Here is a 15,289-nt window from a genome sequence, read left to right as displayed (position 1 = left end):
AAGTTTTCGCCCGCCTTCTTCAAAAGGCAGCGGGGCCAGGGGCAGCGCCCCCGCTAAGCGAGGGCCTTTTTCAGACGCTCGGCAACCTTCTCTTTGCCGAGGATCCCCATCACCTCATACATATCCGGCGAATTCTGACGCCCGGTGACCGCAACCCGGATCACCATGCTCACATCCCCCACATTTCCGCGGAATGCTTCCGGGTTCTTTTTATAGTCCTTCATGTTGGAGGCATAGCCGACCTCGTCAGCCAGCGCCTTGATCCGCTCAAACCACTGTGTATTGTCGTCCGCCGGGTCGTACAGATCGAGGTACCGCGTCAGGATGGTCCTCCGGTCCTCCTCGGTCACATGCTCCGGATAGCAGTCATCCGGCTGGAACAGTTCGTCAAAGAAAAAGTCCATATACGGCTTCGCATCCGACCAGGTGGCCAGGTCCTTACGCGGCTTTTTGCCGCCCCGCCCGATCGCCAGGATCGACCTGGTATATGCCGGATCGCGGGTCAGCAGCTTGTGGAAATCCGGGTCGAACTGCTCTGCCCAGCCGGTCAGATGGCTGTAAACCTGTTCCACGCTCATCCGCGAGATCACATTCTTGGAAACGTCATTCAGCTTGTCGATATCAAACAGCGAGCCGGACGCGCTCATCTTCTGGGTGGTAAACTTGAACTCGTTGAGGTCAGCGGTCGGGTTCGCGAGACGCCAGTCCTCGAAGTTGGAGTTGAGCAGCGTCATGATATATTCTTTCACCGCCGGCACGCAGTACCCGGTCTGCTTGTAGAAATCGAGCGCCAGTTCCGGGTCTTTCCGCTTGGACAGCTTGCGCTTGGACCCGCCATCCATCTTCATCAGCTGGGAGGTGTGCACATATTTCGGCAGCTTCCAGCCCATCGCCTGGAACAGCTGCACATGGAACGGCAGTGTGGCCAGCCACTCCTCGCCGCGCACCACGTGCGTCGTCTGCATCAGATGGTCGTCCACCACGTGCGCAAAATGGTAGGTCGGGATGCCGTCCGATTTCAGCAGCACCAGGTCCTGTTCGTTTTCGGGAAACTCGACTGTCCCTTTGACGAGGTCGTTGACCTTCCTCCGGTTTTCGGGGTTCCCCTCGCTGCGGAACCGCAGGACAAACCGCTCGCCCGCGTCGATCTTCTCCTTGATCTGCTCGAACGAGGCGTCCCGATAGACCGCATATTTCCCATAGTAACCGATATTCTCTTTGAGGGCGGTCTGCTTCTCGCGGATCGCATTCAGCTCCTCCTCCGAGCAGAAACAGGGATAGGCTTTGCCCTGCTGTACCAGCCACTTGGCGAACGTCTGGTAAATCTCCGCGCGCTGCCGCTGGTAGTAGGGGCCGTAAGCACCGGTTTCCCCGTCTGCGGTCGCGCCCTCGTCGAACCCCAGCTCGTACTCGTGGAACACCCGCACGATCGTCTGGACGCCGCCCTCGACCGAGCGTTTCAGGTCGGTGTCCTCGATCCGCAGGCAGAGTACGCCGCCGCTCTGGTGGGCCAGACGCTCGTCCACGATTGCGCTGAACAGATTGCCCAGATGCATAAAGCCGGTCGGACTGGGCGCCATACGGGTGACCTTCGCCCCCTCGGGCAGATTGCGCGGCGGGTATTTCGCCTCAATCTCGGCGGGCGTGGTCTGGATCTGCGGAAACAGCAGTTCCGCCAATGCGTTGTAATCCATCATACAGGACTCCTTTATCTTGACAGTTTTCAACCGATTTGCTACAATAGAAGCGGACACAGGGACTTGGTGGTGCTAGTCTTTGTGTATGGTTATCACGATTATGGAATTAGGAGCGATGGCGGTGATCCCGTCATTGCTTCTTTTTCTATGTAACCGCTGATAAAACCAGTTCATAAGGGCTGACCAGAGGTGCGTACGCCAAAGACTTCCAAGCCCCTGTGTTCCTCTTGGCATATCATACCACAGCGCGGGCCGTTTTACAATAAAAAACCTGTTTCCACAAACCTGAAACCAAAAGTTTCGTCCACCTTTTCAAGGATGGCGGGGTCAAGGGGCAGCGCCACCGCCGGCGGTTTCCGGGTGGTTTCTGCGGTAGTTGAGATAGCTTTCGAGTATGATGGTCGCCGCCACCGCATCGACTACCTCTTTGCGCTTTTTTCCGCGGGTATCGGTCTCGTTGAGGTAGCCGATCGCCGAAACGGTCGTGCCGCGCTCGTCCCACAGCCGCACCGGAACCGATACCTTCTCGGAAAGCGCCTCCGCGAATGCTTCACAGAGTTTGGCGCGCGGGCCTGCCGAACCATTCATATTGAGCGGATGCCCAACCACGATTTCCCCGGCCTCATATTCGACCGCCGCATACGCGACCTGCTGCACCACATTTTCAAATTTCCGTTCCTGAATGACCCCGATCGGGGAGGCAAGGAACTCGGTGCGGTCACAGCAGGCAAGCCCGGTGCGCGCATCTCCAAAATCAACTGCCAGAATCTTCATAAGAACCCCCTGTTCAAGGCGCTGGAGCCGTCACCAAGGACGGACCGCCCCTACAATTTCATTGACATCCGAAACCCCGTTTTCCTCCAGCCAGGCGTCCATGCCTTCGATCACCCTGACCGGTGTATAAGGATCGGTGAAGAGCGCCGCGCCGATCTGGACCGCGCGCGCACCCGCCAGCATCATTTCAATGGCATCCTGCCAGCAGGAGATCCCGCCCATCCCGACCACCGGGATTTTCACCGCGCTGGCGACCTGCCAGACCATCCGCACCGCGACCGGGAACACCGCCGGGCCGGACAGCCCGCCGACATTGTTGTGCAGCACCGGACGCCGGGTTTTCAGATCGATGCGCATTCCGAGCAGGGTGTTGATGAGCGAGACCGCATCCGCGCCTGCATCCTCAACCGCGCGGGCGATCGACACAATATCGGTCACATTCGGGGAGAGCTTAACCATCATCGGCTTGGAGGTGCGGCGGCGCATCTGGGCGACCACCTCCGCCGCGGAGGTGCAGGAGGTCCCGAATGCCGCACCGCCCTCCTTGACATTTGGGCAGGAGATGTTGACCTCAAGCAGGTCGATCCCGCTGCTGTCCAGCCGTTCCGCGATTGCGCAGTATTCCTCCACCGTACTCCCCGCAACATTCGCAATGACCACAACATCCCGGCTCTTCAGATGGGGCAGCTCATTTTGCAGGAACGCCTCCACTCCCGGGTTTTGCAGCCCGACCGAATTGAGCATCCCGGACGGGGTTTCCGCGATCCGGCAGGGCGGGTTGCCCTGCCGTTCCTGTAGGGTGGTGCCTTTGACCGAGATGCCCCCCAGCCGCTCGATCGGATAAAGTTTGTCGTATTCCCGTCCGTAGCCGCAGCAGCCCGAAGCAGTGATGACCGGGTTTTTCAGTGTAACCCCGGCAAGGTTGACCTTTAGGCAGCTCATTCAAACACCACCTCTTTTCCGTCGAATACCGGCCCATCCTTACAGACATGGGCAAAGACCTCCCGTCCATCCCGGACGGTTTTGCAGGCGCAGACGAGGCACGCGCCCACCCCGCAGCCCATCCGCTCCTCGAGCGAGACCTGGGTGGGGATGCCGTACGCCTCCGCGATCCCGACCACCCCTTTGAGCATCGCCATCGGCCCACAGGCGCAGACCATACCAGGAACCCCTTGGGCGAGGCGTTCTTCCAGCAGTCCTGTCACGAAACCGTGGTAACCTTCCGAACCGTCGTCGGTGGCGATCCGCAGGTCGCAGCCATGCGCGCGGAATGCATCCGCCAGAATCACGGCCGAGGCGGTGCGGAACCCGAGGATTGCGGTTGCGCGGCTGCCCGCCCGCGCCGCCAGTTCAAGCAGGGGCGGCACGCCGATCCCGCCGCCGACCAGTATGACCGGCTGGCCAGACGGCGGGGTAAACCCATTGCCAAGCGGCCCGAGCAGGTCGATCTTCTGCCCCTGCTCGACCAGTGAAAGCGCCTCGGTTCCCCTGCCGCGCACCTCAAATACCATCCTCAACAGGCCATTTTCCGCATCAATTCCGCAGATTGAGATCGGGCGGCGCAGGGAAAACCCGTCCACCCGGATATGCACAAACTGCCCGGGCTTTGCCTGCGAAGCGATCTCCGGGCAGCTGACTGTATAGCTGTAAACGCCTGCGGCAAGCTGCTCCTTCCCAACCAGCGGGTAACAGCCCTGTAAATATGCCATGAAACTTTCCTCCAAACTGTCCGCGGGTCCGACCGCTGCCGGAAGGATTCCCGTTCTTTCCGGTATTATACAACACTTTTGCAGAAAGGACAATCCATACTTGCATTTTTCGCGGATTTGTTCTAAAATAATGGTTGCCGCAAACTGCGGCGGTCAGTCGAAAATTCCTGACCTTAAATCAAACTAGGGTATGCTTTGCAATACCTACAAAAGGAGAAAACTGAATATGAAACAGACCAATGTGCACAAACTTGCTGTCTGCGCGATGATCGCTGCTTTCTATGCTGCGGTCAGCCTCTCCCTGCCGATGCTTAGTTATGGCGTTGTGCAGATCCGCTTTTCCGAAGCGCTGGGACTTCTCGCGGTGCTCTCGCCGGTGGCGATCCCGGGGGTAACACTCGGCTGTCTGCTCACCAATCTGGCCGGCGTTGCGATGGGGACCACTCTGCTGCCCGATGTCGTATTCGGCACCCTCGCAACCCTGATCGCCGCTGTGATGTCCTACCAGCTCCGCGGGGTGCGGGTCAAGGGGCTTCCGATCGCCTCCTCCCTGCCGCCAATCTTGGTCAACGGGCTGGTGATCGGCCTGGAACTGACCTTCTTCTATTCGGACGGGTTCCGTCTGGGGATTTTTCTGATCAACGCGGTCAGTGTCGCGGCAGGGCAGGTTATTCCGTGTGCTGTACTCGGCGTGCTTCTTGTCCGGCTGCTTGAGCGGGGCGGCTTGCAGGAAAAGCTGTTTCAAAGACTGTCCTGAAATCCCAGATCACAGAATGGGCTTTCAGAATCTGCTTTATCTCTTTTGCAGGGGGCTTTTTCACTGACGGAAAGCCCCCTTTTGGTTTAAACTGGAAGTCAAAGCCAATTTCCTCCCTAAAAATGTGTTCCCGAAAGGGCTTATCATCTGATTCTTATACTTGGAGGCAGACATGGAACCGAAAAAACTGGGCCTGATGATCAATCCGATTGCCGGGATGGGCGGCGCCGTGGGACTGAAGGGAACCGATCAGATGGTGGCGGAAGCCCGTCGGCGCGGCGCGGTACCGATGGCGAACCAACGCGCCCGCATCGCGCTCACCGCGCTGCTTGGCCTGCGGGATCAGATCACCGTCTATACCTGCCCCTGCGGGATGGGCGGTGCACTTGCGCAGGAGATGGGATTTTCCTGTGTCCTTCTTCCGGGGGTGGAGTCCGCAGAGGACACCACCAGCGCGGATACGCTGCATCTTGCGCGGCAGATGGCTGAGATCGGGATAGACCTGCTCCTCTTTGCGGGCGGGGACGGTACCGCCCGGGACATCTATACCGCGGTGGGCACCGGACTGACCGTGTTGGGCATCCCGGCGGGGGTAAAAATCCACTCCCCGGTCTACGCCCGCACCCCCTCGGATGCCGGAAGGCTGGCCCGACGCTGGCTGGAGGGCGGTGTAACCGCGGTACAGGAGGCGGAAGTTCTGGACATCGACGAGGACCTTTACCGCCGCGAGGTGATCGACACCCGGCTCTATGGATACCTGAAAATCCCGCTGGAGCGCGGTTATACCCAGAACCGCAAGGCAGGTACCCCACTCTCCGAAGCTGCGTCGATCGACTCAATCGCCCATGAACTGGTCAGCAAGATGGAACCGGGGGTGCAGTATCTGATCGGCGCAGGCACCACCACGCGCGGGGTCATGCGCCTGCTCGGCCTGAAAAATACCCTGATCGGCGTCGACCTGGTCCTCGACGGAAAGCTGCTCGCCAATGACCTCTATGGGCGGCAGATGCTCGAGGCGGTCCGCGAAAAAAAGACCCGGCTGATTGTTACGGTCACCGGCGGTCAGGGGTTCCTTTTCGGACGCGGCAACCAGCAGATCACCCCGGAGGTGATCCGGGAGCTTGGCCGGGAAAACATCCTGATCGCCGCAACCCGCGAAAAACTGTTCCAACTCCGGGGGCAGCCTCTGCTGGTCGATACCGGGGACCCGCTGCTCGATCAGGAGCTGCGCGGGTTCTACCGGGTCACGACCTCCTATGGGGAGTCGATGATCTGCGAAGTGCGCTGACCGCCCTGTTCTGTGGATATGAAAAAGCACCGGTTGTTTAACCGGTGCTTTTTGATCTGGTGGGAATAGAGGGACTCGAACCCGCGACTTCCTGCGTGTGATGCAGGCACTCTAACCAGCTGAGCTATACTCCCAAGTCCTGTCTTAGGATAACACAAAACTCGGAAAAAGTAAAGAGTAAATTTGAAATTTTTCAGGCTCATCCAAACAAAAAATCGGCGGGGTGCTTTACCGTCCGGCTGTTTTTCCCGCAATGCCAGCCAGATATTCCTCTGCGATCGGGACAGAGGCTTCCGCGTCGGCATGGATACGCGCGCGCAGAGCCTCCACAGACGGGAACCGCTGTTCCGGGCGCAGGAACGCAAGCAGCCGCACTTCCACCCGGGCACCGTAGAGATCGCCGGAAAAGCCACAGATGTAGGTTTCCGAGTTGACTGCGGTCGTGTCCTCAACCGTCGGACGCAGGCCAATATTGGTCACCGAGGGGTGCCATGCACCGCCCGCGAAGGATACCGAAGCATAGACCCCATGCCGGAGCGGGACAAACCCATCCGGAAGGCGCTGGTTGATGGTCGGGGAATCCAGCTTGCGTCCGAGCTGTTTCCCGCGCACCACTGTGAAATCATAGCCGAACGCCCGGCCGAGCATCCGGTTGGCGTCCGCGACCCGACCCTCACCGAGCAGGCTGCGGATACGGGTCGAGCTGACCCGTTCCCCCTCAAATGTGACGGGCGGGACCACATCCAGCCGGATTCCCCGGGCCTGACAGAGTGCAGCCAGCTGCCCAACATCCCCGGCCGCCTTTTTCCCGAACCGGAAATCCTCCCCGCAGCAGGCCGCATTCGCGTTGAGCCGCCGGACGAGAATCTCGTCCACAAAGGATTCCGGTTCCATGGCATGGAACTCGGAAAAATCGGGGCAGAGCACCAGCCTGACCCCCCAGTTCTCGAGAAGCTGCTCCTTCTGGCGTTCGGTGGTCAGCGCGTTTGCGGTGGATTTGGCAGCGGGGTGTCCACCGTCCATCGTGAAGGTGAACACGCAGGGGCACAGCCCCTCCTGCTGGTAGGAGAGCGTGCGGGATACCACCGCGGCATGTCCGATGTGCAGGCCGTCAAAAAAACCGAGCGCGACCGCTCCGCGGCCGCAGGGCTGGCAGTCCGCGACCGAATGGTAAATCTGCATCCTCATTACACCTCCAGCACAAAAAGTTTGACCAGCCGCAACTCTCCGCCGGCCGCCCGGGCAATCCCCAGAAAAATCCCCTCGCTCGAATAGACCGACAGGTTGCCTTCGGGCACCCGGCCCAGACGTGTACCGTTCTCAAAAAAAGCGAGCCGCGCCGTATCCAGCCGCACACCGTTCCGGAACAGCCGGTCCTGTGCCTTGGCAAGCCGCACCTGCGCAAGCCTGCCGAACGCACTGGAAACCGGGCGCAGCAGGTCGGGAAGCCTTCCCGCGTCCGCACAGCCCTGAACCTCCTCGAGTGTCACACAGCCGCCGAGGTCATATCCTGCCGCCTCGGTACGGCGCAGCGCGGTCAGCACTGCCCCGCAGCCCAGCACCCTGCCGATGTCCGCAACCAGGGTGCGTATGTAGGTGCCTTTGGAGCAGGATACGTCGATGGTATAGGTTTGGGCGGCAGGGTCATATCCAAGAAAATCCAGACGGTGGATACGGACCGGGCGTGCCTCCCGCTCGACCTCTACCCCCTGCCGCGCAAGATCACAGAGCTTTTTGCCGCCGACCTTGAGCGCCGAGTACATCGGCGGGACCTGCAAAATCTCCCCGGTGAACCGGGAAGCGGCCTCCCGCACCTGCGCTTCGGACACCTCCACCGGATGTTCCGACACCACCGTCCCGGTGATATCGAGGGTATCGGTTTCCAGCCCCAGCCGAAAGACGGCAGTATACCGCTTGTCCTGATCAGGCAGAAGATCACACGCCTTGGTTGCGCGGCCCAGAAACAGCGGAAGCACGCCGGTTGCCATCGGGTCGAGCGTGCCCGCATGGCCGATCCGGCGCGTCTTGGCGATCCCCCGCAGCTTTGCCACCACATCAAACGAGGTGAAGCCCTGCGGCTTGTCGATGCATAAAATTCCGTTTAACTCTTCCAAGTGATCACCCGTTTCCCAATCTTTCAAAATCTGGCGCAACCACTTCGACCAGCCGCGATTTTACCGCGGCAAGCGTCCCGTTGAGGGTGCATCCCGCCGCGCGCGGATGCCCGCCGCCGCCCAATCTTCCACAGATTTCCGACACGTTAAAACGCGCACTTCCTCGCATCGACACCCGGAACTGCTCCGGGCCTTTCTGCTTGAGGGTGGCGGCGATCTCCACCCCTTCGATCTGCCGGGGCAGTGCAGGGATGCCATCCATATCCGCTTCCGGGACGCCGGTGCGCTCCGCATCCGCGCTGGCAATCACAGCAATTGCGAACTGCCCGCCGTAGTGATATTCGAGCGTCCCCAATACGAGCTGTTCCAGTTCGACCCGCCCGCGCGATTTGGTTTCAAACATCCGCTTGTTGACCATGAAACTGTCGATGCCGGTTTCGATCAGGTCAGCGCCCAGCCGGAGCGCCGCCGGGGTGACATTGGAATAGCGGAAACAGCCGGTATCGGTCGCAAGGCCGGTATAGAGGGGCAGTGCGATCTCCCGGGTGAGCGGGACTCCCATTTGAGGGAGGACCTTCGCCATGATCTGTGTGGTGGACGCGGCATCCGGATCGAGCAGGAGCCATTCGGCGTACCGGGTATTGGACGGGTGGTGGTCGATGCAAAGCCCGATCTTTCCCTCCCACTGCACGCCAACCGCCCCGAGCAGCTTCGGGTCGGCCACATCGACCGCTACGACCAATTCAGGGTCAAATTCCGGTTGTTTTTCGGGCGCGAACCCCTCCGGGTAGAGGAACGCGTACCGTTCGGGAAAACCATCCGGACAAGCAATCCGCACCTGTTTGCCAAGCGCGCACAGCGCCAGCCGCAGGGCCAGCCCGCTGCCCAGCGTATCCCCGTCCGGCTTCTGGTGGCAGAGGATCAGGACGCTTTCCGCCCGCCGGAGCAGGGCGGCGGCATCGTCCACCGTGGCCTGCTTACCCTTCGCCATCCGCATCCACCGCCTGTTTCAAATCTTCCAGCATCCGGCTGATGCCCGCGCTGTGTGCGATCGAATCGTCCGCAATGAACTTGAATTCGGGCAGTTTGCGCAGCTTCATCCGCGCGTTCAGTTCCCGCTTGATGAAGCCGGACGCGCTGTCCAGCCCCCTGACCGCGTTCTTCGCGGCCTCAAACCCCTCCATCGCGCTGATATAGACCTTGCAGTGGGACATATCCCTCGAAAGCTCCATCTTCACGATCGACAGCAGGCCGCTAACCCGCGGGTCTTTGAGCGAGCGCATGATGTCGCTCAGCTCCCGTTTCATATCCTCTTCCGTTCTGGAAGCTCTGTAAGAGCCCATAGATTCCCCTCCGTTTCGGGTATTTTTACGCTCCATATCCTTTGAAAAAAAGGGGGCTTTTTTCTTGCAAAAAGCCCCCTCTTGGCTCCGGCTCGCGGTCAGAGCCAATTCACCCTGAAAAATCGCTTCTCAGGAGAACGTATTCCGCCGCGTGCGCGCGGCGGCGGGGGCTCTGCCCCTCGACCCCGCCACCTTTGACTGCCCGCCGCAGCGGCGTGCATAGGCCAACCGGCACGAAGCGTCGGCTCTTAGGCCGGAGCAAAGGTGGACGAAACTTTTGATTATGTGAGAAAAGAGAACTTCTCCCAGCTTGCCGGGGTGGGGCCTACGGGGAGGGGTCACCGACTCCTCCCCGTAAGGCAGCCCGCAGGGGCGTCGCGGCGTATGCCGCGCTTCGGGCCTTATGGCCCGAGAAGCCCCGAGGAAGGCGCTTTGCGCCTGGAAGGCTGGTCTGGAACCAGACTTCCGCTGCCCCGTTGCCCCTCGACCCCGCCACCTTTGACTGCCCGCCGCAGCGGCGTGCATAGGCCAACCGGCACGAAGCATCGGCTCTTAGGCCGGAGCAAAGGTGGACGAAACTTTTGATTATGTGAGAAAAGAGAACTTCTCCCAGCTTGCCGGGGTGGGGCCTACGGGGAGGGGTCACCGACTCCTCCCCGTAAGGCAGCCCGCAGGGGCGTCGCGGCGTATGCCGCGCTTCGGGCCTTATGGCCCGAGAAGCCCCGAGGAAGGCGCTTTGCGCCTGGAAGGCTGGTCTGGAACCAGACTTCCGCTGCCCCGTTGCCCCTCGACCCCGCCACCTTTGACTGCCCGCCGCAGCGGCGTGCATAGGCCAACCGGCGCGAAGCGTCGGCTCTTAGGCCGGAGCAAAGGTGGACGAAACTTTTGGTTTAGCCAAATCTTTTGGCCAAATCTTTCGTCATGCGTTATTATTCACGGTATTCCTCGATCTCATACGCTTCGAAGATGTCGCCTTCCTTGAGGTCGTTGAATTTATTTAGGCCCATGCCGCACTCGTACCCTTTCGCGACCTCTTTCACATCGTCCTTAAACCGTTTGAGGCTGGAGAGGTGGTCATCAGCGATGATGATGCCGTCACGCACCACACGGATTTCAGCATTGCGGGTGATCTTGCCCTCAAGCACATAGCACCCCGCGACCGTACCGACATTGGTGATCTTGTAGACCTGCCGGATTTCGGCGCGGCCCAGCTCGACCTCGCGGGTTTTGGGGGCGAGCATCCCCTTCATAGCGGTCTCAACATCGTTGATCGCATCGTAGATGATCCGGTAGAGGCGCAGCTCCACGCCGTCCCGCTCGGCGTTGTCCTTGGCCATCGGGTCGGGCCGGACATTGAACCCGACGATGATCGCATTGGAAGCATCGGCGAGCATGACGTCGCTCTCCGAGACGGCGCCGACCGCACCGTGGATCACCTTGACCCGTACCTCGTCGTTCGAGAGCTTCTCGAGCGACTGTTTGACCGCCTCGACCGAACCCTGTACGTCGGCCTTGACGATGATCGGCAGTTCCTTCATGTCGCCCTGTGAGATATGGCTGAAGAGGTTGTCGAGGGTGACCTTCTCATACGAGCTGAACTGCTGCTGCTTGTTCTCGAACTTGCGCTGGTCGACCAGCTCTTTGGCGAGCCGTTCGTCCTCAACCGCATTGAACACATCGCCCGCCTCGGGCACATCCCCCAAGCCGGTGATCTCGACCGGCATCGACGGGGTGGCCTCGGCGACCTTTTCGCCGCGGTCGTTCATCATGACGCGCACCCGTCCAATCGCAGTCCCCGCGATGACCACGTCGCCGGTGTGCAGGGTCCCGCTCTGGACGAGGATGGTCGCAACCGGGCCGCGGCCTTTGTCCAGCTTTGCCTCGATTACAGTCCCCTTTGCCATCTTGTCGGGGTTGGCCTTGAGTTCGCTTGTGTCGGCGACCAGCTGGATCATCTCGAGCAGGTCGGGGATGCCCTCGCTGGTTTTGGCCGAAACCTTGATGCAGGGCACGTCGCCGCCCCACTCCTCGGGTACCAGCTCGTACTCGGTCAGCTCCTGCATGACCTTGTCGGGGTTGGCGTGGGGTTTATCCATCTTGTTGACCGCCACGATGATCGAGACCCCTGCGGCCTTCGCATGGTTGATCGCCTCGACCGTCTGAGGCATGATGCCATCATCCGCCGCGACCACGATTACCGCAATATCGGTGACCTGTGCACCGCGGGCGCGCATGGAGGTAAACGCCGCATGGCCGGGGGTATCGAGGAAGGTAACCGGGCGGTCGTTGACCAGGACCTGGTACGCGCCGATGTGCTGGGTGATGCCGCCCGCCTCACCGGCAGTGACATTGGCATTCCGGATCGCGTCGAGCAGGGAGGTCTTGCCGTGGTCGACATGGCCCATGACCACCACGATCGGCGGGCGCTCGACCATCTTGTCGTCGTCGTCCTCCTCGACCTCGAACAGCCGGTCCTCGATCGTGACAACGACCTCCTTCTCGACCTTCGCGCCGATCTCGATCGAGACCATCGAAGCGGTGTCGAAATCGAGGGTCTCGTTGACTGTCGCCATTACGCCCAGCCCCATCAGACGTTTGATGATCTCCGCCGAGGTGACATGCAGCCGCGCCGCGAGCTCCCCGACTGTGATCTCCTCCGGAATGGTGATCGAGAGGTTTTTCCGGCGCTGCCGCTCAAGCTCGAGGCGGCGCATCTTCGCGTCCTCCTTCTCCTTGCGGGACATCACCGGTTTGCCTGCCCGCCGCTGTGCGCTGCGCTGGGTCAGCTTCTGCTTCTGGGCCGCGGTGTCGCGGTTGCCCAGCTTGCTCTGGGCGAGGTTGTCGTACTTCTCGTTGTACTTCTCCATCTCAACCTGGGTCGAGCCTGCCCGGGTATCAACCGTCATGCCGCCCTGCGGACGCTGGCGCGGCTTCTGCTGCTGCGGCGCCTGCTGGTTCTGCTGCTGCCCGCCCTGCCGGTTATCCTGCCGCTGCTGGTTCCCACGGTTCTGCTGCCCGCCCTGCTGGCGCTGTCCACCCTGCTGCTGGCCCTGCCGCTGCTGGTTCCCGCGGTTCTGCTGCTGCCCGCCCTGCCGGTTATCCTGCCGCTGCTGGTTCCCACGGTTCTGCTGCCCGCCCTGCTGGCGCTGTCCACCCTGCTGCTGGCCCTGCCGCTGCTGGTTCCCGCGGTTCTGCTGGCCTGCCTGCCGGTTGTCCTGCCGCTGCTGGGCTCTTGGCTGGGAAGCCTGCTGCGGCTGCGCCGGCTGTTGTTCCTTCGCCTGCTGCGGCTGCGGTTTTGGCTGCTGCGCGGCGGCGCGCGCCTCCTTCGCCTGCTGTTTTGCAGCCTGCTTTTTGGCTTCCCCCGCGGCAAAATATTCGTCAAAGTTTTCAACCTGATTCTGACTGGTGTAGTGGTGGAGCACCAGCGAAAGCTCCTTTTCGTCGAGCGCGGTCATGCTCTTGCGCTCGCCCTCAAAGTTGGCGGCAAGCAGGTCAAGGACCTCCTTGCTCTGTACCCCGAGGTCCTTCGCGACCTCATGCACCCTGTATTTTTCTATCATATATCCAATTCCTCCTCACGTTCGATGGTTTGCCGGCGTCCCGCCAAACCACCGGCTCACTGCCGCGGAATCGGAACGCACGTTTCCTCTATATCCATCGGGTCTACGCCTCGCTGCCGAGCAGCCCGCCGATCATCCCGGCAAACCCCTCATCGCAGACCGCGAGAATCCCGTATTTTTTTCCAGTAACCCGGGAAAGCTCCTCCATGGTGCAGGGGAGCCTGTGCACAGGGACCTTCCCGGCTTCGCAGACCTCCCGGACCTTCTGTTCCGAACGCCCGGAAACCCCATCCGCGACCAGCACCAGCCGGACGCCGCCCTTCTGCACCTCTTCACAGACCAGGTCCATACCCATCCGGAGCCTGCCCGCCTTGCGGCAGAGCGAAACCGCCCCCATCAGCCGGTCAGCCATCCTTCCCAGCCTCCATCTCCTGCTCAAGACGGTCGTAGACCTCCTCGGGAATCTGGCAGCCGAACGCCCGCTCGAACCGGCGTGCCTTGCGCGCTTTTTTCAGGCAGTCGGCGCTGGGGCATACATACGCGCCGCGGCCTGATTTCCTGCCGGTCAGGTCGAGCAGGATCTCACCTTCCGGGGTGCGGACCACCCGCACCAGCTCTTTCTTGGGCCTGTGCTCCGCGCATCCCGCGCACATCCGCACCGGTATCTTCTTCTGTACCATAACCCCGCCCCTTATTCGCCGTAGAACCCGGATTCGGGTTTAATGTCGATCTTCCAGCCGGTCAGCTTGGCGGCAAGACGGGCGTTCTGCCCCTTGTTGCCGATTGCAAGGGAGAGCTGGTTGTCCGGCACTGTAACCTTGCAGGACTTGGCGCCGTCCGGGTCGACCTCGACCGAGAGCACATCGGCGGGCGAAAGCGCTGCCGCGATAAACTCGGCGGGATCATTGGAATATTTCACAACATCAATCTTTTCGCCGCCCAGCTCCTCGACGATCGCCGAAACACGCTGGCCCTTCGGGCCGATGCAGGCGCCGACCGGGTCGACGTTTTCGTCGTTGCTCCAGACCGCAATCTTGGTGCGGGAGCCGGCCTCGCGGGAGATCGACTTCACTTCAATGGTGCCATCAAAGATTTCGGGGACCTCCATCTCGAACAGCCGCTTGACCAGACCGGGATGGGTGCGGGAGATCATGATGCGCGGGCCTTTCTCACCGTTGACCACATCCACTACATAGACCTTGATGCGGGCATTGTCGGGGAAAACCTCGTCGGGCACCTGCTCGCTTTTGGGGAGCACCGCCTCGCTCTTTCCGATCTCAAGGGTGACGTTGCCCTTTTTCGGATCGGTCTTGATGACCGTGGCGGTCACAATATCGTGCTGACGGGAGGAATACTCGGCGAACAGCTGCCCGCGCTCGACCTCGCGTATCCCCTGCCGGATGACATGTTTGGCGGTCTGCGCCGCGATCCGCCCGAACTGGCGGGTATCGAGCGGCACCTCCACGATATCGCCGATCACCGCCGCGCTGTTGTATTTGACCGCTTCTTCCGGCAGGATTTCCTGCGCCGGGTCGAAGATGTCGTCCACGACCTCCTTGCGCATCGCCACATAGAACCGCCGGGTGACCGGATCAATCTCGACGACGCTGTCGTCTGAGGCGCCCATGTCGCGGCGGATCGCGTTGCCGATCGCGGTCGCGATCTTCTCGGCGAGCAGCGCCGCAGGGATTCCTTTCTCCTGCTCGAGCAGCGCGAGCGCCTCAAAAAATTCAGCGGTGTTGTCCTTTTCCTTCTCCTTGGACTTGGTTCTTCCAGCCATTTTCCAGACCCCTCCCAATCATTCTCACACATTAAAAATCGGTTTTGCTTATCTTTAGATTTGCCGAGGGGCTTTTTTCTTGCAAAAGCCCCTCTTGCCGCCCAGCAGGCGGCAATTCACCCCAAAAGGCGCTTCTCAGGATAAGGTGTTCCGCGCTCTGCAAAGCGCGGCCAAAGGCTCTGCCTTTGGAATCCGCCACCTTTAAAAAGGTGGACGAAACTTTTTGTTGCCTTTTGCAGCCTTTCTGCATGAAAAACAGGACAGGCT

The 15,289-nt window shown here is 60.8% G+C and carries 14 protein-coding genes and 1 tRNA gene; 2 read left to right on the top strand and 13 right to left on the bottom strand.

Annotated elements, in window-relative coordinates:
* Window positions 1–53 precede the first annotated feature (53 nt).
* From gltX to D5269_RS03555, 4 genes are all read right to left on the bottom strand, one after another.
* The gene (gene gltX / locus D5269_RS03570; RefSeq protein WP_120482536.1) at window positions 54–1,694 is read right to left on the bottom strand and encodes a glutamate--tRNA ligase; all 1,641 of its coding nucleotides are present in this window, start codon (window positions 1,692–1,694) and stop codon (window positions 54–56) included.
* Window positions 1,695–2,024: 330 nt separating this feature from the next.
* Window positions 2,025–2,471, bottom strand: coding sequence for a Holliday junction resolvase RuvX (gene ruvX / locus D5269_RS03565; RefSeq protein WP_016317385.1), 447 nt, complete (start codon window positions 2,469–2,471; stop codon window positions 2,025–2,027).
* Window positions 2,472–2,501: 30 nt separating this feature from the next.
* Window positions 2,502–3,413: a dihydroorotate dehydrogenase gene (locus D5269_RS03560; RefSeq protein WP_016317386.1), complete on the bottom strand. Its 912-nt coding sequence runs from the start codon at window positions 3,411–3,413 to the stop codon at window positions 2,502–2,504.
* Window positions 3,410–4,180: a dihydroorotate dehydrogenase electron transfer subunit gene (locus tag D5269_RS03555; protein WP_120482538.1), complete on the bottom strand. Its 771-nt coding sequence runs from the start codon at window positions 4,178–4,180 to the stop codon at window positions 3,410–3,412. Before D5269_RS03555 ends, D5269_RS03560 begins: the two co-directional genes overlap by 4 nt.
* 226 nt (window positions 4,181–4,406) lie before the next feature.
* Between D5269_RS03555 and D5269_RS03550 the strand changes: the two genes are divergently transcribed.
* Both D5269_RS03550 and D5269_RS03545 read left to right on the top strand, forming a co-directional pair.
* A complete protein-coding gene (locus tag D5269_RS03550) occupies window positions 4,407–4,937 on the top strand; it encodes a QueT transporter family protein (RefSeq protein WP_120482540.1) in 531 nt (176 codons plus the stop codon).
* Between the two features lie 172 nt (window positions 4,938–5,109).
* Window positions 5,110–6,225: an ATP-NAD kinase family protein gene (locus D5269_RS03545; RefSeq protein WP_120482542.1), complete on the top strand. Its 1,116-nt coding sequence runs from the start codon at window positions 5,110–5,112 to the stop codon at window positions 6,223–6,225.
* Between the two features lie 57 nt (window positions 6,226–6,282).
* On the opposite strand, the gene D5269_RS03540 is transcribed toward D5269_RS03545, so the two are convergent.
* The 9 genes from D5269_RS03540 to nusA form a co-directional block, all read right to left on the bottom strand.
* Window positions 6,283–6,359: transfer RNA gene (locus D5269_RS03540), tRNA-Val, on the bottom strand.
* A 94-nt stretch (window positions 6,360–6,453) separates the two neighbouring features.
* Window positions 6,454–7,407 carry a riboflavin biosynthesis protein RibF gene (gene ribF / locus D5269_RS03535; RefSeq protein ID WP_166545134.1) on the bottom strand — a complete coding sequence of 318 codons (954 nt, stop codon included), beginning with the start codon at window positions 7,405–7,407 and terminating at the stop codon, window positions 6,454–6,456.
* Window positions 7,408–7,412: 5 nt separating this feature from the next.
* Window positions 7,413–8,339 (bottom strand): tRNA pseudouridine(55) synthase TruB, encoded by a 927-nt coding sequence (truB, locus tag D5269_RS03530; protein WP_120482547.1) that lies wholly within the window; start codon window positions 8,337–8,339, stop codon window positions 7,413–7,415.
* Window positions 8,340–8,343: 4 nt separating this feature from the next.
* Window positions 8,344–9,330 (bottom strand): bifunctional oligoribonuclease/PAP phosphatase NrnA, encoded by a 987-nt coding sequence (locus D5269_RS03525; protein WP_158604818.1) that lies wholly within the window; start codon window positions 9,328–9,330, stop codon window positions 8,344–8,346.
* Window positions 9,317–9,682: a 30S ribosome-binding factor RbfA gene (gene rbfA, locus D5269_RS03520; protein WP_120482551.1), complete on the bottom strand. Its 366-nt coding sequence runs from the start codon at window positions 9,680–9,682 to the stop codon at window positions 9,317–9,319. The genes D5269_RS03525 and rbfA overlap by 14 nt, the downstream gene beginning before the upstream one ends.
* Before the next feature lie 929 nt (window positions 9,683–10,611).
* Complete coding sequence (infB, locus tag D5269_RS03515; RefSeq protein ID WP_120482553.1) at window positions 10,612–13,242, bottom strand: translation initiation factor IF-2; 2,631 nt, start codon at window positions 13,240–13,242, stop codon at window positions 10,612–10,614.
* A 103-nt stretch (window positions 13,243–13,345) separates the two neighbouring features.
* On the bottom strand, window positions 13,346–13,654 hold the full coding sequence (locus D5269_RS03510; protein ID WP_120482555.1) for a ribosomal L7Ae/L30e/S12e/Gadd45 family protein: 309 nt from the start codon (window positions 13,652–13,654) through the stop codon (window positions 13,346–13,348).
* The gene (locus D5269_RS03505; RefSeq protein WP_016317397.1) at window positions 13,647–13,922 is read right to left on the bottom strand and encodes a YlxR family protein; all 276 of its coding nucleotides are present in this window, start codon (window positions 13,920–13,922) and stop codon (window positions 13,647–13,649) included. Before D5269_RS03505 ends, D5269_RS03510 begins: the two co-directional genes overlap by 8 nt.
* 11 nt (window positions 13,923–13,933) lie before the next feature.
* Window positions 13,934–15,022 (bottom strand): transcription termination factor NusA, encoded by a 1,089-nt coding sequence (gene nusA, locus D5269_RS03500; RefSeq protein ID WP_016317398.1) that lies wholly within the window; start codon window positions 15,020–15,022, stop codon window positions 13,934–13,936.
* Window positions 15,023–15,289: the final 267 nt, after the last annotated feature.

It is taken from the genome of Anaerotruncus sp. 1XD42-93 (genome assembly GCF_009917605.1).
In the GTDB taxonomy this organism is placed as follows: domain Bacteria; phylum Bacillota; class Clostridia; order Oscillospirales; family Ruminococcaceae; genus Anaerotruncus.
This window is presented reverse-complemented; position numbering and strand designations above follow the sequence as displayed.

What these genes read in the sequence shown, in the direction of transcription:
- nusA (WP_016317398.1), bottom strand. Translation starts at nt 15,022, where the DNA reads ATGGCTGGAAGAACCAAGTCCAAGGAGAAGGAAAAGGACAACACCGCT.
- D5269_RS03510 (WP_120482555.1), bottom strand. Translation starts at nt 13,654, where the DNA reads ATGGCTGACCGGCTGATGGGGGCGGTTTCGCTCTGCCGCAAGGCGGGC.
- D5269_RS03505 (WP_016317397.1), bottom strand. Translation starts at nt 13,922, where the DNA reads ATGGTACAGAAGAAGATACCGGTGCGGATGTGCGCGGGATGCGCGGAG.
- ribF (WP_166545134.1), bottom strand. Translation starts at nt 7,407, where the DNA reads ATGCAGATTTACCATTCGGTCGCGGACTGCCAGCCCTGCGGCCGCGGA.
- ruvX (WP_016317385.1), bottom strand. Translation starts at nt 2,471, where the DNA reads ATGAAGATTCTGGCAGTTGATTTTGGAGATGCGCGCACCGGGCTTGCC.
- D5269_RS03525 (WP_158604818.1), bottom strand. Translation starts at nt 9,330, where the DNA reads ATGGCGAAGGGTAAGCAGGCCACGGTGGACGATGCCGCCGCCCTGCTC.
- D5269_RS03555 (WP_120482538.1), bottom strand. Translation starts at nt 4,180, where the DNA reads ATGGCATATTTACAGGGCTGTTACCCGCTGGTTGGGAAGGAGCAGCTT.
- gltX (WP_120482536.1), bottom strand. Translation starts at nt 1,694, where the DNA reads ATGGATTACAACGCATTGGCGGAACTGCTGTTTCCGCAGATCCAGACC.
- rbfA (WP_120482551.1), bottom strand. Translation starts at nt 9,682, where the DNA reads ATGGGCTCTTACAGAGCTTCCAGAACGGAAGAGGATATGAAACGGGAG.
- D5269_RS03550 (WP_120482540.1), top strand. Translation starts at nt 4,407, where the DNA reads ATGAAACAGACCAATGTGCACAAACTTGCTGTCTGCGCGATGATCGCT.
- infB (WP_120482553.1), bottom strand. Translation starts at nt 13,242, where the DNA reads ATGATAGAAAAATACAGGGTGCATGAGGTCGCGAAGGACCTCGGGGTA.
- D5269_RS03545 (WP_120482542.1), top strand. Translation starts at nt 5,110, where the DNA reads ATGGAACCGAAAAAACTGGGCCTGATGATCAATCCGATTGCCGGGATG.
- D5269_RS03560 (WP_016317386.1), bottom strand. Translation starts at nt 3,413, where the DNA reads ATGAGCTGCCTAAAGGTCAACCTTGCCGGGGTTACACTGAAAAACCCG.